The following is a 23,651-nucleotide window of genomic DNA, read 5'->3' as shown; positions in this document are numbered from 1 at the left end:
TGCGGATTCCGATCGATGTCGCCCAGGATTCCGAGATGATCTCGCCCACCATTCCGATTTGAAGTCGCCCACCCGTTCCGAAATGATGTCGCCCACCATTCCGGGATGATGTCGCCCGGGTGACGAGGCCTCTTCTGGCTCCCATAGGGTCAACTCTTTCGGCTTTGCGAAGGGGACCCTGGATGCCGACGGAGAGGCTTGCGATGCGCCGTGTGCGCGATGTGATCAGAATGAAGGCGGCCGGGCTGCCGAGCCGCGAGATTGCGCGACGGGTGGGCGCGGCGCCCTCGACGGTGCGCCTGGCGCTCCGGCGGTTCGAGGCCGCGGGCTTGAGCTGGCCGTTGCCAGACGACGTCACCGACACGGTTCTGGAACTTCGCCTGTTCGCGAAGACCGGCAATGGCAACCGTCAGGGTCACCGCCGCATCGCCGAGCCCGACTGGGCGACCGTGCACCGCGAGCTCAAACGCAAGCACGTGACGCTGTCGATCCTGTGGGAGGAATATATCGCCACCGAGCCCGGCGGATACCGGTACTCGCGCTTCTGTGAGCTCTACCGCGCCTGGGAGGGCCGCCTGTCGGTGACGATGCGCCAGGCCCATGCGGCCGGCGACAAGTTGTTCGTCGACTATGCCGGCGATGGCGTGCCGGTGGTGGTCGACCGCCTGACCGGTGAGCGCAGAACGGCGCAGATCTTCGTCGCCGTGCTCGGCGCATCGAGCTTCACCTACGCGCAGGCGACGTGGACGCAGGGGCTCGCCGACTGGATCAGCGCCCATGTTGGCGCCTTCGCGGCGATCGGCGGCATACCGGCGCTGGTGGTGCCCGACAACACCAAGGTCGCGGTCATTAAGGCGAGCCTGTACGACCCGCAGATCAATCGTACCTACGCGGAGATGGCGGCGCATTACGGCACCGCCATCTTGCCGGCGCGGCCGCGCAAGCCGCGCGACAAGGCCAAGGTCGAGCAGGCCGTCCTCATCGTCGAGCGCTGGCTGCTCGGCCGCCTGCGCCATCGCACCTTCTACAGCCTGGCCGAGGTCAATGCGGCGATCGGCGAACTGCTCACGAGGCTGAATGAGGAACGGCCGATCCGGCGGCTCGGCGTGACACGCCGCCGGTTGCTCGAGGAGGTCGACCGGCCGGCGCTCAAGCCATTGCCGGCGTCCCCCTATGTCCTCGCCGAGTGGCGGATCCGCCGCGTCAGTCTCGATTACCACGTCGAGGTGGAGAAGCATTACTACAGCGTTCCGCATCGCTTCGCCCGCGCCGAGGTCGAGGTGCGGTTCACGGCCCGTACCGTCGAGATCTTCCACAAGGGCGAGCGGATCGCCGCGCATCAGCGCATGAGCGGCAATCACAAACACACCACCGTGCCGGAGCACATGGCCTCCAGCCATCGGCGCTACGCCGGCTGGACCATCGCGCGTATCCGCCAGGACGCCGCCGCGATCGGGCCGGCGACCAGCGCGTTGTGCGACCTCATTCTCGACGAGCGCTCGCACCCCGAGCAAGGCTTCCGCGCCTGCCTCGGCATCCTCAGGCTCGCCGCCTCCTATGGGCGCGAACGGCTGGACGCCGCGGCTGCGCGGGCAATCGACATCGGCGCGCGCACCTATGGTTCGGTCAAGTCGATCCTCGCCAACAATCTCGATCGGCGTTCTGCTCACCAGCGTTCCGCGGACGATGCGCCGATCCTGCATGCCAACATCCGCGGACCGCGCTACTACAATTAGGAGATCATCCCTTGCTCACCCATCCGACCCTCGACCGCCTCAACGCCCTCGGCCTCCACGGCATGGCCAAGGCCTTCGCCGACATCGAAGCCACCGGTGAGGCCGCAAGCCTCGGTCACACCGAATGGCTTGCGCTGCTGCTCGAACGTGAAGCCTCGCTGCGGCACGACAAACGGCTCGCCACTCGCCTGCGTTACGCCAAGCTGCGCCAGCAGGCGTGCGTCGAGGACATCGACTACCGCACCCCGCGCGGTCTCGACCGCCCGCTGTTCGCTAAGCTTGTCGAGGGCCGCTGGATCGACGACCACGTCAATCTCCTGATCTGCGGCCCGGCCGGCGTTGGCAAGAGTTGGCTCGCCTCGGCGCTCGGCCACAAGGCCTGTCGCGACAATCGCTCCGTGCTCTATCAGCGCGTCCCGCGACTGTTCGACGATCTGGCGCTCGCCCGCGGCGACGGCCGCCATCCACGCCTGTTGCGCGGCCTTGGCCGTGTCGATCTGCTGATCCTCGATGATTGGGGACTCGAGCCGCTCGACGCCGGTGCCCGTCACGACCTCCTGGAAATCCTCGAAGATCGCTACGGTCATCGCTCCACCATCGTCACCAGCCAGCTCCCCGTGGACCAGTGGCATCTGCTCATTGGAGATCCCACCTATGCCGACGCCGTGCTCGATCGCCTCGTCCACAATGCCCATCGGCTCGACCTCACCGGTGAGAGCCTGCGCCGAACCCGGCAATCCGCCCGAAAGACTTGAGCCCGTGGCGCTGTGGACATGCCGCTGCGCTTGGACAACGCAATCGCGTTGCCCACATGCCCACAGCAACCGCAGAAGAAGAAAAACAGGTTGAAGTCGCGATTCCAGATTGACCACGCGGCTTGACCGATGCCAGAGAACCAGCCGGCCAGAACGCCTCGCCGCTGGGCGAGATCAAATCGGAAAGGTGGGCGACATCGTCTCGGAATCCACGGGCGACTTCATATCGGTACGCCTGGGCGACTTCGTCGGAATCCGCAAGGGAGAGACCGCCGGCGTAATGGGCGGACTTGGAATGGTCGGCGACGCCAAAATACTCGAAGCCGCGCTGACGGGTCGCCTTCGCCATGGTCTCCAGGGTCTCTGTCCCATCGGAACCACCATCCGTGGACCCTAGTTAACCAATTCCAGCCCTAGTTGAGATATAAAAGGTCATTCATTACTAGGTGTTACGCCCTGTGTGGCCATAGGAGCGCATAGGTGGCCTTGCTACATTTCGTATGCCCCCGTTGTGCCCGCTGAGGGTTTTCCCTTGGGGCACAAAGCGGGAGGTAGGCTGACCGTCGTTCTTGTAGGGCACACCGGCAGAGAGGGAAGGAAGCATGACGGGGCCGGCTAACCAGCTGACACTTACGGATGCGGTGATCCGCAAGGCGATGCTGCCGCCGGGCAAGGCGCAGCATTATCTCCGCGACGACAAACTGCCCGGCCTCGCCTTGCGCATGCGCGCCACTGGCGGCCGGACCTGGGTCTACCTCTTCACCAAGCCCGGGGTGAGGGGGACCCAGCGCAAGACCCTCGGCGCGTGGCCCAAATATAATGAGAAGGCCGCGCGCAAGGCCGCCACCATCGCCGCAGCCGAGGTCGTCAAAGGCTTGGACCCGAATGACGCGAAGCGCGAGGCGAGGCGGCAACAGGCAGCTGAGAAGCAGCGCATCACGCTCGCGACCCTCATTGTTGAAGATGGTCCGTACCAGACGTCCTTGACCGAACGTCAAGTCGTCAACTGGAAGCCAGCAATGTCGGCGTTGCGGCGGGGGCTCAAAGATCACGCCGAGATCGGCGTGGGGAACCTGACGCGACGGCAGATCATGGCTGCGGTCGACAAGATTGCGAAGACCGGCAAGCGCGGTGCAGCCAAGGACTTGCGCAAGCACGTGCATACCTTCCTCGAATGGTGCGTCGGCGAGGGCTATGGCGAGCACAACGTGCTCGCCGGCTATCGCGCGCCGAAGGAAACCCGGGCGCAAAGGGTCGGACGACAAACGAAGGGGCGCGCGCTGACTGACGAGGAAATCATCAAGGTCTGGGATGCAACCGGCAAGCTCGGGGCTTTCGGTCTCCTGGCCCGGATGTGCCTGCTCGCTGGCCCGCGGCGCAGTGAGCCTACGATGATCGAATGGCGAAAGCACATCATGGATGACCGTATTACTTTCGATGCGGCTTGGACCAAGATGGGGCTACACCACGATGTGCCGCGCACCCAGCTGGTTGACGAGGTGCTCATGGCCGCGAAGCATTTCCAGCGGGCAACCTCCGACTATGTCTTCCCATCACCAAAGACCGGCGGCCAGATGTCCGGCTTCACCAAGATGGTCAACCGCCTGGTCAAGGAAGCGGGCGTCGCCAAGTTCACCATGCATGACTTGAGGCGCAGCTTGCGCACCATCATGTCACGCTGTGGCTACGACAACGAAATCCAGCGGCTGTGTGTTGGACAAAAGCCAAGCGGGATCGATCAGGTCTACAATCACGACGAACAGTGGATCATCCGCAAGATGGCGTTCGAAGCGGCTCACGATTACATTGCGGAGTTGGTCGGCGCCACGCGGGCCGGCAAAATCGTGCGTCTGCAGCGGACGAATCCGCTTGACCCGATTAAGGCCGAGCTCCTCGGCCGTCTCCGTGACCATTATGCGGCTGAGGCCTCCTAGTGGTCTTATCGCACTTGGCCAGATAGTCGCGCACCGCATCGACACGATAGAGGGGCCGGCCATCGACGTAGCGCCATTTCAGGGGGTGGTTCGGATCGCGCCGCCACTGCTCCAGTGCGCCTGGCGTCCGCCGGATAACCGCGGCCGCCTCTAGTGCCGTCAAATTAGAGCTGTTCGGCAATGCATCGAAATCGAAGGTCGCGGGCGGCGGCATGCCACGGTTCTTGCGAGGGCTCTTCGCGGCACGCGGCGTCTCGCTGGAATCTGCCGGCCCAAATAACTCGGTCCGTGTCTCTTCCTCCTTCTCTGGCATGCCTCCTCCCCCGAACCATGATCGGTCTGCAGCAATAAGACCGTGGGCTGCTCCAGCAAGAAAGGAATCAAGCGCACAGGTATGGCTGCCGGATAGCCGTGGCGTACAAAAAGGACGCCATTCTTTGCCCAGAGCTTGACTTGGGCTGGAGGTCGCATCTCTGCGGCAAATATTCCGATCGAAACACGATTGATTTAACTGGCGATGAAAGCCGTGGCGACATCATCACATTGGCCACCGGGCAATCCCGCAACAAGATCGCGCAGACCTCGCCGGCGCTATCGTCTGCGATCTGGGCATTTCGGCGCGAACAGGGGAATTCTCACCTGATGTCTTCGTGTCGCAGTGGAGGACCGAACCGCCACGGGCGAAGGCGATCCTATTCGGCAACGCTGGTCCTCACCGACAGGCGCTCGACGATATCGCGCTGATCTCCGATCGCCTCAAGCAAGTCGGTTCGCGGTTTGGCAATCCGTCCGGAACAGCCCAGAATCGCAATTTCGGAGCTGCTGGGGCTGCTGTCAGTGCTGCGATCGTACGTGGCGTCCGTGGCGACGTCATCGCGCCGCTGTCGCTTCTGGCCTCAGGCCTCGGTGGTTGGTGGGCGGCTAAGGTCCTGGCCGCTCCGGCTGCAGCTGCGAGCGTCGCAAAATGGGCCAAGGCATACGCTGCGTTGCGCGAGCATCCTGTTCGAGCGATCGGCGCGTTTCAGACCGCGTCGCGCAATCTCGCCAACACGGCTGAGGGCTTGGGGCTGAAAGTCTCGGCTGATGCGATCCAAAGGCGGGCCGCGCCACAAAACAGCCTGAACACACCTCAACAGTAGACGGGGAATTGATATATGTCGCCATTGATTGACCGGGCTACGAAGCTCTGTGGTTTGTTGCTTTTCGTCGCTTCGTGTTGCGCGGCGCCAGTCCTTGCCGCGGGCACCATCCCGCTGGCACTCGCGGTCCAGTTCGACAGCCAAGGCAATCTCGCCTCCGGCTGCCAGGTGACCTTCTTCCAGGCCGGCACCGTCTCAACCAAGCAGAACGTCTTCGCCGATTTCTCGTTGACGCAGGCGCTCGCCAACCCGCTATCCTGCGACCAGGCCGGGCGGCTGCCGATGTTCTGGATCGCCGACGGGCTGATCCATGTCCGGCTCACGGATTCCAGCGGTCTCCCGATCGCCGACACCACCATGCAGGTGCTGGGGCCGTCCTCGGGCGGCGGCGGCGGTGGTGGCGGCACGATCGATCCGACCTCGATCCTGCAGACCGGTTATCTCATGCCCCAATATGGTACGGGGCTGCTGGCTGGCTTCGTCCGCGCAAACGGGCTGACGATCGGCAACGCCTCATCCGGCGCAAGCGAGCGCGCCAACGTCGACATGCAGGCACTCTGGGTCTATCTCGGCCAAACGGATCCGAACCTCGTGGTCTCGACTGGTCGGTCCGGAAACTGTCTCAACGACTACAACGCCAGCAAGACAATCGCGCTTCCGGACTGGCGTGGGCGTGCAATTGCCGCGCTCGACGATATGGGCAACGGCGCAGCCGGCAGGCTGACGAGCAGCTACTTTGGCCGCACGCCGACGACGCTCGGCTGCGCCGGTGGCTCACAGGCGCAGACACTTGCCACCGCAAACCTTCCGCTCTACGCGCCGGCCGGCACTATTACCAACGGCGGCATCTCCAGTTCTCACAATGCAGTCACTGGAAGTACGATGACCGGTGGCGGCGGCTTTCCGGCGGGGAACAACGGCGGCGCGACCTTACAGCGTCCCAAGGCAAATCAACCTTCACCGGCACTGCGCAGGCCGGTACAAGTTCGGAGTTCAGCCTGATGCAGCCAACGATGCTCGCCACCATCTACATCAGGCTTTAGCTCTATGCAGAGAGAGCGGCCTATGATTCTAAGACGTGGGTACCTGTTGGCGGCGGCATGCGCGCTGGTGTTGCCGAGGTCTATGGCAGCACAAAACGTGCCCAAGGTCATCGTTCTCGGGCGAGAGGTCACCATCCCTGTTCAGCGGTATCGCGAGGCGCCGAAGCGGGAAGTCTCGCTTTTTGGCTGGCTCGTCTGCAATGTTGCCGAAATCGAGAGGGAGCGTTATCCCGAATTGTTCGATGCAATCGGTACGAAGTTTGGGGGCGGTGGCATGGCGACATTCATGCTGCCGCTGCACCCGCTCGAAATGAGGGGTGACCGTCCCGTTCGGGGAGTGGCGATCTGCCCGATTTCTCAGCTCGGTGATCCGGGCGACGTCAGGTCCTTTGACATTGACAGAACATTTGATTGCTCGGTTAAGCCGTCAGGGCCGGGGAACGCCAAGCGATCTGCGGGGCAGGCCTCGGCATCACCAGCCGCGAATGAGTTCATCCCAGCCCTTATAGGTGCGGAAACAGAGAACGCCGCATCCAACTCCCAACCCACAGAAGAGCGCGAATCCTCCGAAGTTGTTGGCGTCGAGCGATTTGAACGCCATCCAAAAATTTCCAAAAAGGCCGAAGACGATGACGACGATCCACCACCCCATCAGGATCTTCGCACCGATCGGTGTGTTGCGCTTCGCCGTCATGGGGGCCCTACGTGCGCAGCTTTGTGCGCAAGGCCTTCAAGGGCTTAACGCGCGAGTCGAGAGGAGTGACCCGCGGCGATAGAGTCACCAGTTTTGGGCGCTTGGTTGGCTTCTCTGTAGGAGCGTATAGCAGGCTCCTGCCAAGCTCCGTGGCTTGGTACATTCTGAACCCCGCACGCGAATCCGGTAGCCGTTCGATCCATCCCCAATCGAGACATTCCTGACGAACTTTCGCGCCCGTGTAGAGCTGGGCTTCATTCTCGCCACCAGGGCCGCCCATAGAGGCGTTCAGCACACATTTGCGGTGCCGCGCGGTCATGACAGCCATCATTGCACACCAGCGCGCCGCTGCTGGGCCTCGCGATCCTCGCGCCGCCTTTCAGCCAATTCCCGGAGGGAGCGAGGCTCCTCGTTCACCTCTTCGATCAGCGGCCCACCGTGCCGGGCCTTTCGGATCAGCGCGTAGGCGATTGATCCAACGAGCAGAAATATCAGTGCAAGTAAGAATTTCAGCATCGCGTCACGCGTCGCGGAGGAATAGTCCTCTCGCGCCTCCTTCTGGGGATGGCTGCGCATTTATAGCAAAAGATCGTAGCCGATGTTACCCGATCGGATAGAATTCCGAATCGCGCGGGGCTAGGCCGACCAGCCGACAAGCCGATCACCATCTCGGTTGCCCCGCAGCGCTCTCTGTATGGCTCGCCTGGTATGGAGGCGGAGACCTTGGCTATCGTTGAACTTGAAATCTTGGAGGAAGGCCCCGCGAGCGAGGTTCTCGGCTCGCCGGCGTCCCCCTTCGACGTGCCCCACATGTCGATTTGGGACGCGGTTTACTGGGTTGCCCGTGCGGGTGAGGCAAGGGACTTCGACGTGAATAATCGCTCCGTGTGGGATAATGCGATCACCGCCGCGGTCGACAGAATTCGAGCGGGAGACCCGATGACCGCGCAAGGCCGCTCGGGGCTGGCGAGAACTGCGCCAGCTAACGCACGAGAAGCGGACGCGGGAGGAGGAGGCCGGCAGGTCGCAGCTCTGTTGGCGTGTGCCCCCGTCAGGACGCGAGGACAATCGGACCATCCGAGCCGAGGCTGTTCGATCTGCCGCCAGTTCTTAAGGGCGTCCTCGCGTAATGGAAGGGAAGCAACAAACAAGCTAGAATGGGAGTGAGCAATTTGGAGTCTCATTTTTTAGTGAGCGCTCAGATAACATGCCCCCCTTCGATTTGAAGCAGCAGAAAGCCCTTTCCGACGAGTTTCGTCGGATGGAAGATGAGTGGTTTTCCAAGTGGCAAAACATCCAAATCGAAGGTTATCTCGTGGACGTGGATGATTTCTCAGGGGGGCGTATTCACGTCGACAGAAATGCCTCTGAGCGAACAATACAGCGGATCTATTGGCAGTCGCTCGATCGGCATTTGGCGAATGGCATCCATCGGGCGATGGAAAGGTGGGACGTCGAGACAGCTCACTATCCAGAGGAACAGCGGCGATTGGCGCTTGTGGATTTGAGCGAAGTGCTTCGTCATCACGTCAAGAGAGTCGGCGAAAAGGCTCGACAAGTGCACTACCGCCTGCCTGACATTCCTGAAATTTTGTCTCGCAGCTACTGCGAAAGCTTCGTTTCGACAGCTACAACCGAAATCAATCGGCTTGAGAAGGCGCATCTAACCCTTTTGGATGGGATGATCTCGGCGCAAAAAGCCCAGCCGCCGCCGGCACCGCAACCAAAAGCTTCAGTTATGAGACGGTTTAACGCTTTCCTCTATGAATGGAAGGGGGTAATCGGGCTAGTCACCGCAGTAATCGGTGTGATCGGAATGGTATTTAAATTACTCGGATTCGTGTGACACCTAGTTTTATGTCTACTGCTGTGCGGTGCTGGATTTATTCGGTGGTCGTGGTCATTGTATGTTGGCCGGTCTTGGTGGGACGTGAGATGTACCTCCAACGCGGCTCCTTCAGGCTGTGTCAATGCGCCCTTTTTGCCAACATTGTCGCTCTGGTCTTCATACGCCCCTCTTACCAGCGAGTCCAAAACGAGCGGCAGAGAGCAGCGAATGGCCGATCTTCGGCGCCGAAGTTCTCATTCCGGTTCACTGTAAAGATGCGGGCATATATAGGACTGCACCAGAGGCTCCGAATGGGAAACCTTGGTGCGGCCGCTGCTTCTTATGCTGCCTTCATCAGAAAGCTCTTCGATCCCCGCCCGACGCCGGCTACATATGTGACGCCCATATCAGCGAGCGCCCGCGTAGTCGGATGGTCGGTCGCGTTGAGTGTCTCACGTAGCTTTTTGAGGCTGGTGAGCTTCAGGGAGTGCTGGATGTCGGTGAGGGAAACAGTCCCGGCCGACTGCCGCGCCATGTAGTCAATCAGGCGAACGTGGGAGCTGCCGGTGCGTGGCTTCTTCACCTCGGCGGCGTCCAACGCGAAGTCCCACTGCTTGACGCCGATGCCCGGCATGTCGACCTTGATGTCATCCAGGATTGCGTCACCCACCGCATCTTGTGGCAGCACTATAAAGATGTTTGCGTTAGGGCAGTGGCTTTCCGCGTCAATCACATGGCGGCAGCAAATCCGGTTGATGGCCTGAATCACCGAGACGGACATTTGCCGTTGCTCCATCTCTCTGTGTACGTTCTTGAAGTGCTTCCACTCGGGAGACTTGAGCCACTTGTCGTCCTGAGCCCCCTGCAGCGCGCAGAACACGTTCGTAGCCCACGTGGGGGGTCGGTAGGGTAACTCTTCTGGGCTGATATTCTCGTCTTTGTGGAGCTTGAACGATTCCGTCATTCGTCGCTGCTGTTCAAGCCGATCGCGCTTCGGCTTATCGACCTTGAGCTCACGCACCTGGTCGGTGAGGTTTCGGAGCAGTTGGTCCTCCAAAGATTCGAATGGTGGCGAACTCGCCGACTAACGCATTGATCAGAGTTTCCTTTTTGAACGCCTTGAGCTTCGCATGCTGCTTTGCGTCAATCCGGGCGAGGTCAATGGGTCGCCGGGAGAAGTAGAGAAGAGCTGGCTTCCAGGCCGCGGCGGACTGATTGAACTCCTCGATAGTCCCGGATTCGGCAACGCCAGTGCTGGTGCCGACGCGCGTCCAGAACAGCCCGAGCAAGATATCGCACTTGATTACGAGTTGGTCGTTGATGGCCTGTTGGGGTCGGGTTCCGCCTTGCGGCCGGGCATGGGTTTCCACCGAACCGGCAACAGGACCACGCCTCCTGCAGCGGCGTGCTGGGCGTTCCAGTCATTTATTACCTCGGACGCGGCGTCGCGTTCCTCGGTCAGGTCGGACCGCGAGGCGATGAATGCCCGGAAGACTTGCGCGTCGAAGGTCATGGCGTGCCCGAGAATCGGTCAAAACGATAGTCTACCGGAACCGGAACTACCTGCAAGTAAGGGGCGGCCAGCCTGCGAGTCAGGTGGTCTTGCGGGCGACACGTTCGCGAGGACGGCAAATGAGTGTCAAGTTCATCGGCGCGGCATCGGAGCGCAGCATATTGGCGGCGGCCCTGAACACTGTACCTCGCCGTGCTCGCCGCGATGCGGTAACGACCGCTTGTTTGCCTGTGAATGCATCTTTCTAGTTGTACGGTGAGCGTAGACATCTTCACGCAAATCGTGGAAGGGTTTTGGCCGCGCATTTCATTCGCTGCGGTCTCAGGGGCATCTATGAGTAGTGATGGAAGTGTTGCCGTCTGGTGCGTCCATCGGGCTCGCCACGGAGAGGCGACCGCCGAGGTCCACTGCAATTATTGGCGTGTGGCCGGGGATGCAGATTTCAAAGGTAAGAACGGCCAGGTTCGCGACTTTTTGGAATTGGGGGTGTGGCTATCCGAGCCAGTCCAGGTAGCGAAGGTAAATATCTTCCTACCGTTTTCGTTGGCTCTGACGGCGATTGAGGATTGCGCGCCGTACTTCGCCCGAGTTGAAATCGCGCAAGGCATCTTCAACGAGCCTCTGACCTGCAATTCCAGGAGAGGTCCGCAGTGCGTGGAATTGATCAAAGAGGGAACTCCTTTTTGTCGCGTCCATATCTTCATGACCAACAATGGAGCGCTGGACGAGCGACAGCTCGCTGTGTCGGAGAATTCAGGTGGCACTTTGCTCACGATCACAAGGCAGGCTATCGATGAGGTCTGTACAAATCTCGCGGCCGGATCGCCGGTCTATTTTCGACTTCGCATGTATATCCAAAACAAGGCGCCATTTGTCCGCACGATTACCCCGCGTGATCGTCTATTCCAAAGCGGGTTTGATGAGGTGGAGTACGTTGACCTAAGACTCAACGAGGCTCGTACGTTGCCTAATCGGGTAGAGAACCTCATGCTCGCCGATGCCGCCGATAGGCCGCCGGTGACTCTTACGAGGGTTGCGTTTCTGACTGCTGTTCCTGTGCTTGCAGACGTAACGCTCAGCAGCCGACTCCTGCACAAAAGTCGCCTGTTGGAGCACAATTTCTGGAATGATTATGTTCCAAGTGGAATTCCAGATGGTATGATGGTTTACCACTGGCGAGAGATAGACCCAGCCGGTATCAAAGATTTCTCCGCGTTCGTGAAGATGCAGACGCGGCGTACCGGGCGCCAGATTTTGAAGAACTACTTGATCATCGCCTTTGCATTTGGCGTCTTGGGTAATCTTACAGCATCCGCGATTGAGCCTTCCCTGACGAGTGCGCTTTCGTTTTTGGCTTCTTCGTTTGGAAAATGACAATGACTCGAGCAAATGTCCTTCTGAACGGCCGCCAAGTGGCAACGCCTCTTACCGCTCAGGAGAGCGAGGCGCTGGGCTTCCTGATTCCACTTTCCCACGAATACCCAGGGATCGAGGCTTGGTTTCGGACAAAGGTCGTTCCGGGCCTTCGAAACGAAAGCCGAATATTGCTTCGGGTCGAGAGACACGGACAACTGGTCGGGTTAGCTATTGGAAAACGTGAGCCCGGAGAGAACAAGATTTGCACTGTTCGGATTGCGCCCAGCTACTTTGGGCGTGGGATTGGTGTTCGCTTGTTTGATGAAGTGCTTCGCTGGCTCAACGACGATAAGCCACATCTGACGGTGAGTGAGAATCGGTTGCCAGCATTCGAGCGCATCTTCGATTTCTATGGATTTAACCTAACGTCTGTTCAGCAAGGGTTGTACGTGCCGAACACCGCAGAAATTGCATACAACGAGCATGTCTCGGCGGAGCGTCGCTTCGGCGCGCTAGCCGATCCGCCTGCGGGACATCATGCGCTGGATGAGCACTTCTAGATCGCCATTGTGCGTCGCTGTTCCAATCTCGAGAGGCAAACCGAGCTCGCTTGCGTAACTTTCGCAAACTCGACGGGCTATGCCTGTTTGAAACCGAAGTTCTTCAACCGTTCGAAATGGGCGTAAGCGAGCGTCCTTTCTTCGTCTTTCAGCTACCAGTTCGGGCGGAGCTTCGAGAAGCACTAGTCCGTTAGGGCTCATTGCGCGGACTGCATCGATAGGTACTTCAATCAGTTCATGATCATTGTCGATCACGCTATGTGCGTCGATCAATACGTCTGACGTCTCGCGGCCCAACCTAAAACGCTTAAGTGCCTCGCCGAGAAGATTTTGATTCTGCAAAATATTACCTGCGACGTCCGTTCGCAAAATGGCACTGTCGATGTTTTTGGCGGCTTGCAATAACGCGCCGGCGCTCGTGTGCAAAACAGATGGATGCCGAGCCACGTAGGACGCGCAGGCGGTCGACTTCCCAACACCGGAGAGGCCGAAGACCAGTACAATCCCGATGCTAGATGTGGGCTTGTTCAAAGAGGGGCGCTCGTTGATGGCCTACGTACATAAAAGACTGAGGCGGGATAAAATTCTCCATCACGTGGCAGGGATTTATGTGCTCCGCGAATGGTCTAACAGCACCAATTTTAAGAGCATAGGCCTGCGTTCGCCCGCAAAAGTAGCCATCGTAATATTCCTTTGAGATACCTGAGCCCGAACGAGTTTTAAGCCACAGCTGCTCGGGATGCCCCTCCAAAATATCTGCGATATCAAACTCTCCTACCAGGCGGCCGACCGGGCGGGTGCAGTAGATCAGCACCGTTTTGATGTCCCGCCGTGAGAATATCTTACGTCTAAATTCAAACGTCTTCGCACCCGACAGGATGTTCTCGACGTGTACGGGCTTAATCGATAACAATACGCGCATTTACGTCTCCCATTTCTACAATCGCCCGAAACTGTGTCGACGTAAGTTCTCGAAGATCCCATCTCGGCTGTGCTGTGACATGGGCTTCCTCGAGCAATCGGCCACGAGTGATGCGCCGATTGAACGCAACGTTGTATGTCATGCGCGCAACATACAGGCGGTCGCTTTCCACATATTGGTCTCGCAGTTCGTCTTCAGTGAAAACGCTATGCGGGGCCGTGTATTCCAAAAACGCGTCGATGTTCGCGAAGTCCCTCTTACGACGAATTTCTTCCACGATGCAAATGGATGATGCAACGGAACGGTAGTATGCTGGCCCTTGGTGGTCTGTTGTTCGATAGATTACTACCGCGTCTCCCGGGGACATATGGGTCAACGGTATTTTACCGATGTAGACCTTGTGGATCGTATTGGTATGCGAGACATCCCGAACAATTTCTCGGGGTTCGTTTTTCAGGATTGAATCAGGTAAGAGCTGCGTGTGGTATTCGGGATACACGGCAAGTAGCCAAGCCTTCTTTCCAGCAATATGCACGAAAGGGTAATCACTGATCATACCGCCCGAAAACTGATCCAAGCGCCTCGCGTAAACCAATTCCTCGCCGCTTTGTGTTGTCTTAGTGCCCGCCCTCTGGAATCCGTAACGTTCGAATAGCCGGATTAAGTCTTCGTGCACATCAAAGATGGTCACGTATATCCCGTCCATATTCTCATCGATGGCTGTATCGAAGATTTTCTTGAGCACGCGCTCGCCCAATTTGGTGCCCCGACCTTCTATCTTCAGGGTGCCAACCTTCAGCCATTTGAGATCCGCAAGCGGTGGAGTAACGTCAGAAACAGCGCCTCGTTCGGGTTTCAGGTAAATCATGCCGCTTAGGACGGCAGCGTCGTCCTCAACCACGTACACGTCCGCGTCAGCTTTTCGAGCAAACCAATCCGCAAAGTCGACATAGCCCCTCTTGAGGCTGTCAAAGAACGGGTCAGTAAGGCGAAGGTCTCGAAATTTCGTTAGCCGAAGCTGCCTACCTGCCACGCTGCCCCCCAGCTGCGAGTGATCACAACTTTTAGACTGATTTGCTGGGGTTTCACAATCTCATATCAGGCGCGAGGTGGCTTCGGCACAAAGATCAACACCTGAGCAGGTGGTGCCGGGGGGTGATCGGCGCTGCAAAGCATTGGGTGTTTGCCGAGTTCAAAGGAGGAGAAGCGGTCCTTCATCGGTTGTTCTTATGCGCCGCTGGCAAGCTCTTGTTGGAGACGTTCTCAGGCTCTTCCAAAAAGGAGCCGTCGAAAGGCCTGCCCGGAAGCACCCAAGCCGGCCTGATGGTGTTGTCTGGTGGTAGCACTACGTGGTAGCAAGCAGCTCGCAGCTTAGCTGATTTGTGTTGTTGTTTTCAGTGTCTTCGCATGTTGCCCTTCGTCTCCCCTAGGGAGCGTCAGCCAATATTTTCAATCACTTACATCAACAAATAGCGGCCTTAGCGGCACTCAATAGCGGCATTCACTGTACCGGTGGGGCGCGGTGACCGACACGGCTGCTTAAGCCCATCTGCTGGAGCAACAGCTAACTTTTTGCACTGGCCTGAGGTCGAGTGTGCGGTACCACCAATCATTTGGGGTAGCGCCGCGATACGAAGTAGCTGAGGCCTAGTTGGATGGGCCTAGCCGAAAACTAATCGTCTTCATGCGGGCTGATGCCGAGCTCCGTTGGTCACCACGAGCGAGCCTGTGGTCCGGACTATTTGGGCTTGGATTCCAGATTGAGGCTGACGGTATCGCAAGCGCAGCGCAGCGATATCGGCCTGTGGCGCGGCGTCACAAATAACCAGCTCTCGCAGGCCTCACATCTGAAGCATTCAAGCAGCTCTCGGAAGGCATTGGCGACCGGCGCGAAGTCACGCTTCTCGAAATTCTCCCACTCGTTGTAGTGCACGGCCTTGTTGATGGCCCATTGCTCGACTGAGGATGCCGCATTCGAGGCGGAGAGCTTAGTCTTGAGCGCCGTCGCTTCGGTTTTGCCTTTGTCATTTCCCCAAGATTGCGCGGCATCGGCGGCCTTTGCGCAAATGGTCTTGAACCGTGCAAGAACCGGTGGGAGTAGATCGTTCAGTTCATAGCCGCCATCGCCGCGGAACACCACGGCGGCGCCGAGCTGATCAGCCATGTGCCTCGAGACATATTCGAGATGGCGGCGCAGGGCGGCGGCTGCCACCCCGACCTTGTTCTTGTCGAGCGCGGTCTTGATCTCGTCCCAGACCTCGACGTTCGATTCCATAAGCGGACCGGTATCGATTGTCCAGCTGTGAAAGCGGAGGGAAGTCTTTCCTGTAACCAGACCAGCGGACTTCATCTGCTCCGCCCAGGTGCGGTCATGCGTCGTGATGACGAACTGCGTATCCTTGAAATGCGTCTTCAGCAGCTTGCAGAACTGATAGCGATGTCCAGCATCGACGGACATCACGACGTCGTCCAGCAGGGCAAAGCTGAATTGATTGCCAAAGAGGCGCTTCATCAGGGCAAGGTAGAGGCACACGCCCATACTGTCCTGATGGCCTTCGCTGTGAAAGGCGCCCGGCGGATAAAGGCCGCGCTCGTAGAAATTGACGTCGAAATCGAGCTTGCCGGCGCTAGGTGAGAGCTTGGCAGTAAACTCTCCCTCGTCATCTTCGTTGATGAGGCGATAAAAGGTGCTGAAATCCTGCTGGACGTCGTCGTATAGGGCTTCCAGCTCGGCGTCCATGACATCGCAATAGGTCGTATAGGCACCGGTCGCGGCTGCGACCGCGATGTCGGCGGCCTTGTCCGCGCGGACGCTCTCACGAAAGTCGGCGAGCCTCATTTGAGCGGTGCTGAGAAAGGTCTGTGCGTCGACCGTGGCCGTTTGATCGGGGAGCTCTGCCACCATTTTTGCGAAACTAGTGGTCGCCTCGTCGAAACTCTGCGGCACCACATGCCACCCGCTCGCGAGGCGTCCGCTGATGCCGCGAAGCCCATCGAGTGAGCGGAGGTTGCCTTGCAGCGCGGCGAGCTGCCTGGTCCATTGATCAATCGCCGCGCCGAATGCCTCATCTTTCAACGCCGCCGCAAGCCTGCGGATCGTAGTGAGCTGCGAGAGCCATCCCGACGCAGCCTGGTCGAGAAGGCTGGCGTTGGTGAAGAGATCTCTCTGCAGCCGCTGTGCTTCGTTAGATTTCTCGAGCTTGATCGCAAGGTGATCACGCAGATGCCGTTCGCTCTCCCACGGGCTGTCGCAGAGCGGGCAGTGCGCTCCATCGATCAGCTCCATACCTTGCTCTACCAGCGATCGGCGGCGGAGCGACGTAAGCAGCGCCGGATCCTCCGCGAGCGTGTTGATCGCCGCGAGCAGGGCGGTGACTGCATCTTTAGCAAGCTCGGGAAGCTGCTTACGCGTTTCGGCCATCGCGGCAAGATCGCGAAGGGCCGACTGCTTGTTGAAAGCTGGCTCGGACGAGATCGAGGTTAGCCCGGCGTCAAGCCTGGTGTCTGGCGTCAGCTGATCGAGCGGGGACAGACCGAGAAGTTTGCGGCGGGCATTGGCGGCCGCGAGCAGATCGTCGATCTTGACGCTCGGAATCTGCATATGGGTCAGCAAGCTGCTGCGCGCTGCGTGAAATTGGGCTTCGACCGTTCGTTTCTGCGCGTTGACTCTGTTCTGTGCGCTATTGAGCACGGCCCGTTTCTCGCCGATCTCCTCGAGCTTGAGGATCGCTTGCACCTCCTCAGCGCGCCGCGACGGCTCGACGAGGATGAAACGCACGATGTCACGGCGGGACAGTGCGATCTCGGGATGATCGGCAAGCTGCTCGAAAGCGGCCTTGATGGCAGGGTCGGCCGGCTCGATCTTTGGTTTTTTGGGTGCCGAGACCTTGCGGGTGATCGTGGCCGATTTGTTGAGGGCCGGGAAATAAACCTTGAGCCTGACAAGGGCTGCGTCTGGAAAGCGGACGCGATCGACATGCGGACCATGCTCGGCGATCGAGAGCGTTTTGGTTCCGGTGCCGGTCAGGCGGCTGATGCGGCCGGTCAAACCGAACTCGACGGCGTCGATGACGCCGCTTTTGCCGGACCCGTTCGGGCCGGAGATAGAAAATGTCTTTTGATCGAAGACGATGTCGAGGTTGCGAATGCCGCGCATCTCCTCGATATGCGCGTGTTCAAGGCGAATCACGTGATGTCGTTTCCGGCCGGCGCAGAAAACACCTTCACCAGCTCATCCACCTTGATCTTCTTGCCGAAGGCAAAAAGCTGTTCGAGCTGCGCGATCTTTTCGGCATCCACGTCCTTCGATTGACGCAGCCTCTCAAAGTATTTGGATGCGATGATGGCTTGCAGCGTCGGCACCTCGACATTCCTTTCAGCTCGGTAAACGGCGGCCGGTCTATTTACCAAGAGGTTCGCCGAACTGCCAGCGGAATTGCTGCGCAACAGTGACGACATACATGCGCACGCTGGTGCGATCTTAGCCTAAGATAACCGTGGTGGCCGTGTTGCGGGAGATGTGAGGCTTGTGAAGGGCGCCAAGTCAGATTCCAATTCCTGGCATAACAAGAAGGACGGTCATTTTTCTGCGTATTGTGCAACAATCAGGTACCATCATCCAATTGACCCCCATCCTCTTCCCTGAACGGGGTCATCGCACGCGTGGTCATGACGCCGATCCGCTCCGGCAGCTCATAGGCCCGGATATCGCCGAGATCGCCATTCAGGGGCAGCTTGAATATCAGCTCCGCAATCCAGGCCGTAAATCGATCAAAGCCACAATCAAGAGCCAAGGACTTGCTCCAGGCCTCGGCTGCGGCGCGATCTTCAGGACTTGGTTTCTCGCCGCGCGCCAAGCTCTCAAGAGCTTGTTTCCGACTATCGAGTGACATCCCCGTCACTGTTTGCGCCGCAATCGCAGCCGTTCGGACCAGGAGTTCGCGATCATTGTGGTTCGACGCGCGAAGATGTCTAAGAAGATCCTCGAGCATGGCCCCGGCCCAGACGCCGATGGCGATCAGCAACGGACCGGCGATGATCGGCTCTTTCCATTTCGCGATTCGCGCCATGTCCGGCGTCAGCATGTCAGACAGTCCATGCGTGGCTCGGTCGCACATCGCCCATGCTGCCGCCTGCGCGCGCGGTCGTTGGGAGGGGTGATCGTGCACAAGAACGTAGCGAGCGGGGCCCGACTTGATGGCCTCCCACGGCCGCCCGAGTGCATCGAGCACTCGGGCGTGGTCGGGGCCGAGATCAAACTCCCGGCACATCGCTTAGCACTCCGTCTCGTCAAGCAGGAAGGTCTCGAAGACTTCGATCCCGTGCTCACCGAGATCTTCTATGCTGGCGTAGTAAAATCTCGTTCCCGCTGGGGCGATACGCTGATTAAATTGCACGATGCTCTTAACCGTGCCCAACCTGCATTCCGGGAACGCGATCCCCATGCCGTTCCACAGGCGATTGAGGTCGCGTCCTCCATCTCTCGTTCGCCGAAAATCGACGCCTGAGGACATGCGCAGCAGATCGCGGATTGGCGTCCTGCCCTACTCGCTGCCCATAAAGCCTGGCACATAAGTTTCGGGGATATCATCGACCGCTTAATCCCGCCCTCTGAGATGGCGATGCCGACCAACAGTCCGGTTATCGACTTGACCGTCGACTGGGATACGAACCGATCTTGATCAGTTCGCGCGTACGCCCGCAGAGATCGGAAGCCGCAGGTCCTTGATCCTGCGGGCGAGGGTGTCCCGAAGCCGCGACTGGGTTTCGACGAAGGACTCAGATACTGACAACGTCCGCTCCGGAATCCTGAGCATGGGGGCGTCCATTTTGCCACCTTCGGCGACGTGCCGCCACACGCAGGCAAGCATTAGCCCTATCATGAACGACGGTCGTGCATCCGCAATACGGAGTGTGAGTCCCGGCTGGAGCGAGATGCCGGTGCCGTAGCAGGTTTGCCAGAGCGGGTGATTACTCGCCTGATGCATGGGAGGAAGCGGTTTCGTCGACTGTCTTGACCCAATCGCGCACTAGGTCGGCTTTAGCGGTTTTCGCTGGATACTCGGACCCAACTCTTAAGGTGCCGTCCTCCTAGCCATTACGAGTCAAGTTCTCGAGACTGAGCCTGTGACGGAGGGCCGGCCGGCCGGTGCCCGGAAGAGCGGGGACGGCAGTGGGCGGACTTGACTAATGTAATGAGGTGCATTACACTATGTCGTATGATCGCAAATGCCAATATCAAGATCGATTGGGAGCCAAATCACGCCGGCATGTGCGCGGTGCTGGACGCGGGTGTGCTCGTTGCGCAGACACCTGACCCGTTCCAGTCGGTCGGGCTTGCCATCCTGGGCTCGAAACAGGCGCGAGCGGCCGAGGCCCTGCGCCGCGAACTCGAGGCGCTCGGTCACGGCATCCAGGCGATTTACGCCAGCGCCCATGAGCAGGCCCACATCTTTGCCGAGGCGCTGTTCTCGCAGAAGCGGTTTTGGCGCCTCTACCGCGATATCGACAACACGGCCCACGGCTTCACCGGGCACAGCGCGTTCGGCCCCAGTAGCGGTCCATGGCCAAGCCCGGTGCAGGGTGTCATGGGGCCGACGTTTGGTCCGACCGGCCCAGCGCTCGAGCTGACATCGCGCCAGGTCGCTCACATCCTGCGCCACATGCTCGCCTGCCTCGGCGAGAGCGAGCAAGACGATCTGGCGCTCGCCACCGCCCTGCGTGCCCTCCTGCTCGAGGAGATCGCGCGCCTCGCCGCGTTCAAAGTCGTTCACTTGCGGCGGGTGCGGCCCGCCATCAGATCGCTGCGCGACCGCGTCCTCTGCCTCGAGATCCACACCGGAAGTTCACCGCCGGCGATGGCTGCCATCAGCCTTGCCGCGTGCAAGGCCACATCCCCGATTGCAGCCTTGCAGGTGAACCATGCAACGATTTGCTACCAAGACCACCGAACTGATCGCAACGACCCGCTTCGGCGGCGGCATCCGCCAGCACATCACGGTGGCAGCGCACGAGATTATGCAGCTTCTCGTCGCCTGCCACTCCCTTCAGGACATTGGCGTCATCGGCCCCATTACCCGCTTTGCCAAGACCGAGGGACCCTACGGCCTCAAGATCGAAGGCAAGTGGTACGTCACGTTCCGATGGTCGGAGGATTTCGGCGCCCACCAGATCCGGCTCGAACGGCGATAGGCCTGACATGACGGCGACGAAGTATGTTCCCGCGCCCCCGGTGACTCCCGGGGACGTGCTCAGAAAGCGCATCCTCGGCGCCGACATCACCCAAGACACGCTCGCCAAGGCAATGGACGTGTCCCGCTTCTCCGTCAGCCAGATCATCAACGGCAAGCGCGCCATCACCCCCGAGATGGCGTTGCGCCTGTCCCGTGTCACCAGTACCACGCCGGAGTTCTGGCTCGACCTGCAGCGTCAGGTGGATCTCTACGCGGCCCGTCGCAAGCTCGCCGCTGAGCTCAAGCGCATGCCGGTGCTCCGCGCGCCAAAGAGCGAGACCGAACTCTTCAACGACGCCTGAAACTCGCTGCAGTGCCATCGGGGCCAGCGCAGCGGCGTCATCGCGGCGTCATTGAAGCTGCCAATTTTACCGGACATCGATGCGCGGCCATACTGACAGCTGCAACCGCGGCGTGTCTTCTGGATCGGATACCTTCCGGACAGGCGTGATTGCCGACCAAGAGTATTGCCATGCAACCGAGATTTGCCGCGCTGATCTGCGCCATGCTCCTGACATTCTCTCACCAGGCCCAGGCCTGGAACGCCAATGGGCACCAGATCGTCGGCGCCATCGCCGACGAGATGCTCACAGTCAATGCCAAGAGCCAGGTTGCCACGATCCTCGCGGTGAACCTGCGCACCGCCGGCCCCTGGCTGGACTGCCTCAAGAGCGTTCATCGCTTTGCCGATGGCACGTTTCGCTATGTGGTCGAGGAGGCTTTCGAAGCCCCGTGCAAGCCCTTCGTCTCGGCCCATCCCATCATGCAGCAATACGTCAAGCGCAACTTCTTCCAGTGCAGCTATTTGACCAAGCGCAAGGACGACGACGGCAACGCCTATCAGGAAAAAATGGGCTGCCACAATACCTACCATTTCGACGATGTGGCGATCCAGCGCGGCCATTTCGATCGCAATTCCCAGGGTACCAACGACCACGACATCGTCGCGGCGATCACGGCCGCGATCGCGATGCTGCTCGAACGTCCATCGCCGCCACCGTTCAAGATTGCCGACAAGCGTGAAGCGCTGTTTCTACTCGCGCACCTCGTGGGCGACCTGCACCAGCCGTTGCACGTCGGAGCGGTCTATCTCGACAATGATGGCAAGCAGGTCGATCCTGACGTCACGCATACGATCGATCCGGCCACCGAAACCGTCGGGGGCAACGTCATCAAGGATGCCGGCAAAAACCTTCACACCGAGTGGGATGCCCCGCCGACCGGCTTCAAGGTTGAACAGGCGCTCGACCTGCTTCCGCTCGCAACTGCGTGTCAATCGGCGTTCAAATTTGGCTCTGACGCAATTTTGGTGCAGCACTGGTCATGTGGCACCGATTAGTCGAGCCTGCAGCAAGTCGAGCTTGGCGCGTCCGTACATTTGGCGCTTCACCAGTTTGAGCTTGGTGATCTGGCCCTCGGTCTGTCCGTTGGACCAAGACGTTGTGATCGCTGCGCTGACGGCGGCCTTGTCCTTGATGACGCCGTTGGCGAAAGACATGACGAGGCTTGCGCGTGCCCGTTCCAACCATGGTTCAAGCTCTATGTGAGCCTTCTTGCGGATCATCGCATGGAAAGCGGCTATGATCTCTCGAGCTTCCACCAGAAGAGGAACGCCTTGCTCGATCGCCGCAATGGTGACGGTCTCTGATCTTGATAGTGTATCGCGGCCATTGGTCATCAGGCGGGCGATAGTTCTCGCGGACGGTACGCGCTGCAGGCTCTGAGCATCGGGCATTTCGGCACGCCGACGGCGTGTCGCCCATTCGGTAACGACTCGCACCGAGCCTCTAAATCCCTGCGCCTTGAGGCAACGCCACAGGTCGGCGCCATTACAATGACCAGCGGCCCACTGAACATCGAGCCATGGCAGGTAGTGCTCGAGCGAGCTCTCGCGCACCCTGAACACGTCGGATCGCTGACCTCGCAATACCCTGCGGATGAGGCCCCGGCTATGGCCGGTGAGCCGTACGATCTCCTTTATGGAGACGCCCGTCTCAGTCTGTTTGAGAATTGCCGCGTTGGTGTCTTCTCGCCGAAGATAACCCTCATATTGAATGCGCTCGGCGGCGGTCAATAAGTTGGGATTTATGGTGGCGGAGCCGACCGCGATGCGGACCTGGCGCATGGATTTGCGAACCGCATCCAGGAAGGCGTGGCTGGCGTTCTCCATGAGGTGCCAACGGTCGGCGACCTGGGTGGCGTGCGGGAGTGCCTTGGCCGCAGCAAGGGCGTAACCGCCGCCCCGGTCGCGCGCGACCACAGCGATCTGTGGTTGCCCCGCGAGCCAGGCCTGCGCAGTGGCTGGCTCTCTGTCGGGTAAGAGAGTGATCGGTCGTCGCCGCTCGAGGTCGCAGAGTTCCATACCGCTGATTGCGCCGCCAGGCCCAATCGTCGATGCCGATAACGCTCGGCGCAGCAAAGGGTGGACACCCGCGCCTTCTAACTACCCGAAGCAACGTGTCGTTGCTCACGGGCAGCATAAGTCGACGGGCAAAACTCGCCGCTGGGCGGCCACCCAAGGCGAGGCCAAGGTGATGGACGATCAGATCGAGCCGGGTCGTTCGCCGCGCCCACGGTGCTAGAGCGCCGTCATCGAAGCGCTCGGTGAAAATACGCCGACCGCAGAGAGCAGTAACGCAGCGGAAGCGGCGCGCCACGACCACCAAGCGAACCTGCCGCCCCGCAAGCGGCAGATCGGTTAGGCGCCGCTGATATCGGCTATGGATCCGCCCAGAACTGGTCCCGCATCCGGGACAGAGACTCGTCCCGCTCGTGGGACGCACGGTGATCACGGTCGTAGCGCCATCACAAAAGGCGCTTTCCACGTCAAACCCGTGAGGGACCAGAGCCGACGGACGTAGGGCTCGCTGCATCATATTGATTCCTTTGTGAAACCAACACGAGCCCGCGCTTGAACTTCATCAAAAGTGATGGTGTGG

General features: G+C 59.7%; 25 protein-coding genes and 2 pseudogenes. 13 read left to right on the top strand and 14 right to left on the bottom strand.

The features are described from left to right. Positions 1–203: 203 nt before the first annotated feature. Complete coding sequence (istA, locus tag FXB41_RS27455) at positions 204–1,736, top strand: IS21 family transposase (protein ID WP_083843304.1); 1,533 nt, start codon at positions 204–206, stop codon at positions 1,734–1,736. Between the two features lie 11 nt (positions 1,737–1,747). Next, positions 1,748–2,491: an IS21-like element helper ATPase IstB gene (istB, locus tag FXB41_RS27450; protein ID WP_007605871.1), complete on the top strand. Its 744-nt coding sequence runs from the start codon at positions 1,748–1,750 to the stop codon at positions 2,489–2,491. Here the strand turns inward: istB and FXB41_RS27445 are convergent. Further along, on the bottom strand, positions 2,442–2,840 hold the full coding sequence (locus FXB41_RS27445) for a hypothetical protein (RefSeq protein ID WP_219683958.1): 399 nt from the start codon (positions 2,838–2,840) through the stop codon (positions 2,442–2,444). The genes istB and FXB41_RS27445 overlap by 50 nt on opposite strands. 253 nt (positions 2,841–3,093) lie before the next feature. Between FXB41_RS27445 and FXB41_RS27440 the strand changes: the two genes are divergently transcribed. The 4 genes and pseudogenes from FXB41_RS27440 to FXB41_RS42040 form a co-directional block, all read left to right on the top strand. Further along, positions 3,094–4,425: a tyrosine-type recombinase/integrase gene (locus FXB41_RS27440; RefSeq protein WP_219683957.1), complete on the top strand. Its 1,332-nt coding sequence runs from the start codon at positions 3,094–3,096 to the stop codon at positions 4,423–4,425. A 650-nt stretch (positions 4,426–5,075) separates the two neighbouring features. Beyond that, the gene (locus FXB41_RS27435; protein WP_219683956.1) at positions 5,076–5,564 is read left to right on the top strand and encodes a hypothetical protein; all 489 of its coding nucleotides are present in this window, start codon (positions 5,076–5,078) and stop codon (positions 5,562–5,564) included. A 15-nt stretch (positions 5,565–5,579) separates the two neighbouring features. Continuing rightward, positions 5,580–6,566 carry a hypothetical protein gene (locus FXB41_RS27430; protein ID WP_219683955.1) on the top strand — a complete coding sequence of 329 codons (987 nt, stop codon included), beginning with the start codon at positions 5,580–5,582 and terminating at the stop codon, positions 6,564–6,566. 45 nt (positions 6,567–6,611) lie between these two features. Then, positions 6,612–6,890: pseudogene (locus FXB41_RS42040) on the top strand (phage tail protein); the annotation flags it as partial. A 189-nt stretch (positions 6,891–7,079) separates the two neighbouring features. Here FXB41_RS42040 and FXB41_RS41025 read toward each other — a convergent pair. After that, positions 7,080–7,301, bottom strand: coding sequence for a hypothetical protein (locus tag FXB41_RS41025; protein ID WP_246649259.1), 222 nt, complete (start codon positions 7,299–7,301; stop codon positions 7,080–7,082). 327 nt (positions 7,302–7,628) lie between these two features. Further along, entirely contained in the window at positions 7,629–7,877 is a 249-nt protein-coding gene (locus FXB41_RS27420; RefSeq protein WP_219683953.1) for a hypothetical protein, read from the bottom strand. Between the two features lie 631 nt (positions 7,878–8,508). Here FXB41_RS27420 and FXB41_RS27415 point away from each other — a divergent pair. Beyond that, complete coding sequence (locus FXB41_RS27415; RefSeq protein ID WP_219683952.1) at positions 8,509–9,147, top strand: hypothetical protein; 639 nt, start codon at positions 8,509–8,511, stop codon at positions 9,145–9,147. Between the two features lie 322 nt (positions 9,148–9,469). Here the strand turns inward: FXB41_RS27415 and FXB41_RS27410 are convergent, their stop codons facing one another. Genes FXB41_RS27410 through FXB41_RS27400 form a run of 3 tightly spaced genes read right to left on the bottom strand, consistent with a single transcriptional unit; the run spans position 9,470 to position 10,642 of the window. After that, positions 9,470–10,150: a hypothetical protein gene (locus FXB41_RS27410; protein ID WP_219683951.1), complete on the bottom strand. Its 681-nt coding sequence runs from the start codon at positions 10,148–10,150 to the stop codon at positions 9,470–9,472. After that, positions 10,143–10,418 (bottom strand): hypothetical protein, encoded by a 276-nt coding sequence (locus tag FXB41_RS27405; protein ID WP_219683950.1) that lies wholly within the window; start codon positions 10,416–10,418, stop codon positions 10,143–10,145. The genes FXB41_RS27410 and FXB41_RS27405 overlap by 8 nt, the downstream gene beginning before the upstream one ends. A 14-nt stretch (positions 10,419–10,432) precedes the next feature. Then, positions 10,433–10,642 (bottom strand): hypothetical protein, encoded by a 210-nt coding sequence (locus FXB41_RS27400; protein ID WP_219683949.1) that lies wholly within the window; start codon positions 10,640–10,642, stop codon positions 10,433–10,435. A 255-nt stretch (positions 10,643–10,897) separates the two neighbouring features. Between FXB41_RS27400 and FXB41_RS27395 the strand changes: the two genes are divergently transcribed. Then, a complete protein-coding gene (locus FXB41_RS27395) occupies positions 10,898–12,016 on the top strand; it encodes a hypothetical protein (RefSeq protein ID WP_219683948.1) in 1,119 nt (372 codons plus the stop codon). A gap of 2 nt (positions 12,017–12,018) precedes the next feature. Further along, the gene (locus tag FXB41_RS27390) at positions 12,019–12,558 is read left to right on the top strand and encodes a GNAT family N-acetyltransferase (protein WP_246649258.1); all 540 of its coding nucleotides are present in this window, start codon (positions 12,019–12,021) and stop codon (positions 12,556–12,558) included. Here the strand turns inward: FXB41_RS27390 and FXB41_RS27385 are convergent. The 6 genes from FXB41_RS27385 to FXB41_RS27360 form a co-directional block, all read right to left on the bottom strand. Beyond that, positions 12,511–13,089 carry an ATP-binding protein gene (locus FXB41_RS27385; RefSeq protein ID WP_219683946.1) on the bottom strand — a complete coding sequence of 193 codons (579 nt, stop codon included), beginning with the start codon at positions 13,087–13,089 and terminating at the stop codon, positions 12,511–12,513. The genes FXB41_RS27390 and FXB41_RS27385 overlap by 48 nt on opposite strands. Beyond that, positions 13,070–13,480 (bottom strand): ASCH domain-containing protein, encoded by a 411-nt coding sequence (locus tag FXB41_RS27380; protein ID WP_219683945.1) that lies wholly within the window; start codon positions 13,478–13,480, stop codon positions 13,070–13,072. Before FXB41_RS27380 ends, FXB41_RS27385 begins: the two co-directional genes overlap by 20 nt. After that, positions 13,458–14,381, bottom strand: coding sequence for an N-acetyltransferase (locus tag FXB41_RS27375; protein ID WP_311985918.1), 924 nt, complete (start codon positions 14,379–14,381; stop codon positions 13,458–13,460). Before FXB41_RS27375 ends, FXB41_RS27380 begins: the two co-directional genes overlap by 23 nt. A gap of 837 nt (positions 14,382–15,218) precedes the next feature. Next, positions 15,219–17,636 (bottom strand): ATP-binding protein, encoded by a 2,418-nt coding sequence (locus FXB41_RS27370; RefSeq protein ID WP_246649262.1) that lies wholly within the window; start codon positions 17,634–17,636, stop codon positions 15,219–15,221. Between the two features lie 29 nt (positions 17,637–17,665). Next, positions 17,666–17,842 carry a hypothetical protein gene (locus FXB41_RS27365; RefSeq protein WP_219683942.1) on the bottom strand — a complete coding sequence of 59 codons (177 nt, stop codon included), beginning with the start codon at positions 17,840–17,842 and terminating at the stop codon, positions 17,666–17,668. Positions 17,843–18,084: 242 nt separating this feature from the next. Further along, positions 18,085–18,564, bottom strand: a complete 480-nt coding sequence (locus tag FXB41_RS27360) for a hypothetical protein (RefSeq protein ID WP_219683941.1) — start codon at positions 18,562–18,564, stop codon at positions 18,085–18,087. Between the two features lie 78 nt (positions 18,565–18,642). On the opposite strand from FXB41_RS27360, the gene FXB41_RS27355 reads away from it, so the two are divergent. Further along, positions 18,643–18,987 carry a hypothetical protein gene (locus FXB41_RS27355; RefSeq protein WP_219683940.1) on the top strand — a complete coding sequence of 115 codons (345 nt, stop codon included), beginning with the start codon at positions 18,643–18,645 and terminating at the stop codon, positions 18,985–18,987. 702 nt (positions 18,988–19,689) lie between these two features. Here the strand turns inward: FXB41_RS27355 and FXB41_RS27350 are convergent. Then, entirely contained in the window at positions 19,690–20,316 is a 627-nt protein-coding gene (locus FXB41_RS27350) for a hypothetical protein (protein WP_219683939.1), read from the bottom strand. Positions 20,317–20,401: 85 nt separating this feature from the next. Between FXB41_RS27350 and FXB41_RS27345 the strand changes: the two genes are divergently transcribed. The 3 genes from FXB41_RS27345 (at position 20,402) to FXB41_RS27335 (ending at position 22,051) form a co-directional block, all read left to right on the top strand. Then, the gene (locus FXB41_RS27345; RefSeq protein ID WP_219683938.1) at positions 20,402–20,671 is read left to right on the top strand and encodes a hypothetical protein; all 270 of its coding nucleotides are present in this window, start codon (positions 20,402–20,404) and stop codon (positions 20,669–20,671) included. Positions 20,672–20,678: 7 nt separating this feature from the next. Then, entirely contained in the window at positions 20,679–21,014 is a 336-nt protein-coding gene (locus FXB41_RS27340) for a HigA family addiction module antitoxin (RefSeq protein ID WP_219683937.1), read from the top strand. Positions 21,015–21,184: 170 nt separating this feature from the next. Then, positions 21,185–22,051 (top strand): S1/P1 nuclease, encoded by an 867-nt coding sequence (locus tag FXB41_RS27335; RefSeq protein WP_219683936.1) that lies wholly within the window; start codon positions 21,185–21,187, stop codon positions 22,049–22,051. On the opposite strand, the pseudogene FXB41_RS27330 reads toward FXB41_RS27335, so the two are convergent. Further along, a pseudogene (locus FXB41_RS27330) lies at positions 22,034–23,585 on the bottom strand (ISL3 family transposase). The gene FXB41_RS27335 and the pseudogene FXB41_RS27330 overlap by 18 nt on opposite strands. Positions 23,586–23,651 lie beyond the last annotated feature (66 nt).

The sequence above is a fragment of the Bradyrhizobium canariense genome, assembly GCF_019402665.1.
Taxonomy (GTDB): Bacteria; Pseudomonadota; Alphaproteobacteria; order Rhizobiales; family Xanthobacteraceae; genus Bradyrhizobium; species Bradyrhizobium canariense.
This window is presented reverse-complemented; position numbering and strand designations above follow the sequence as displayed.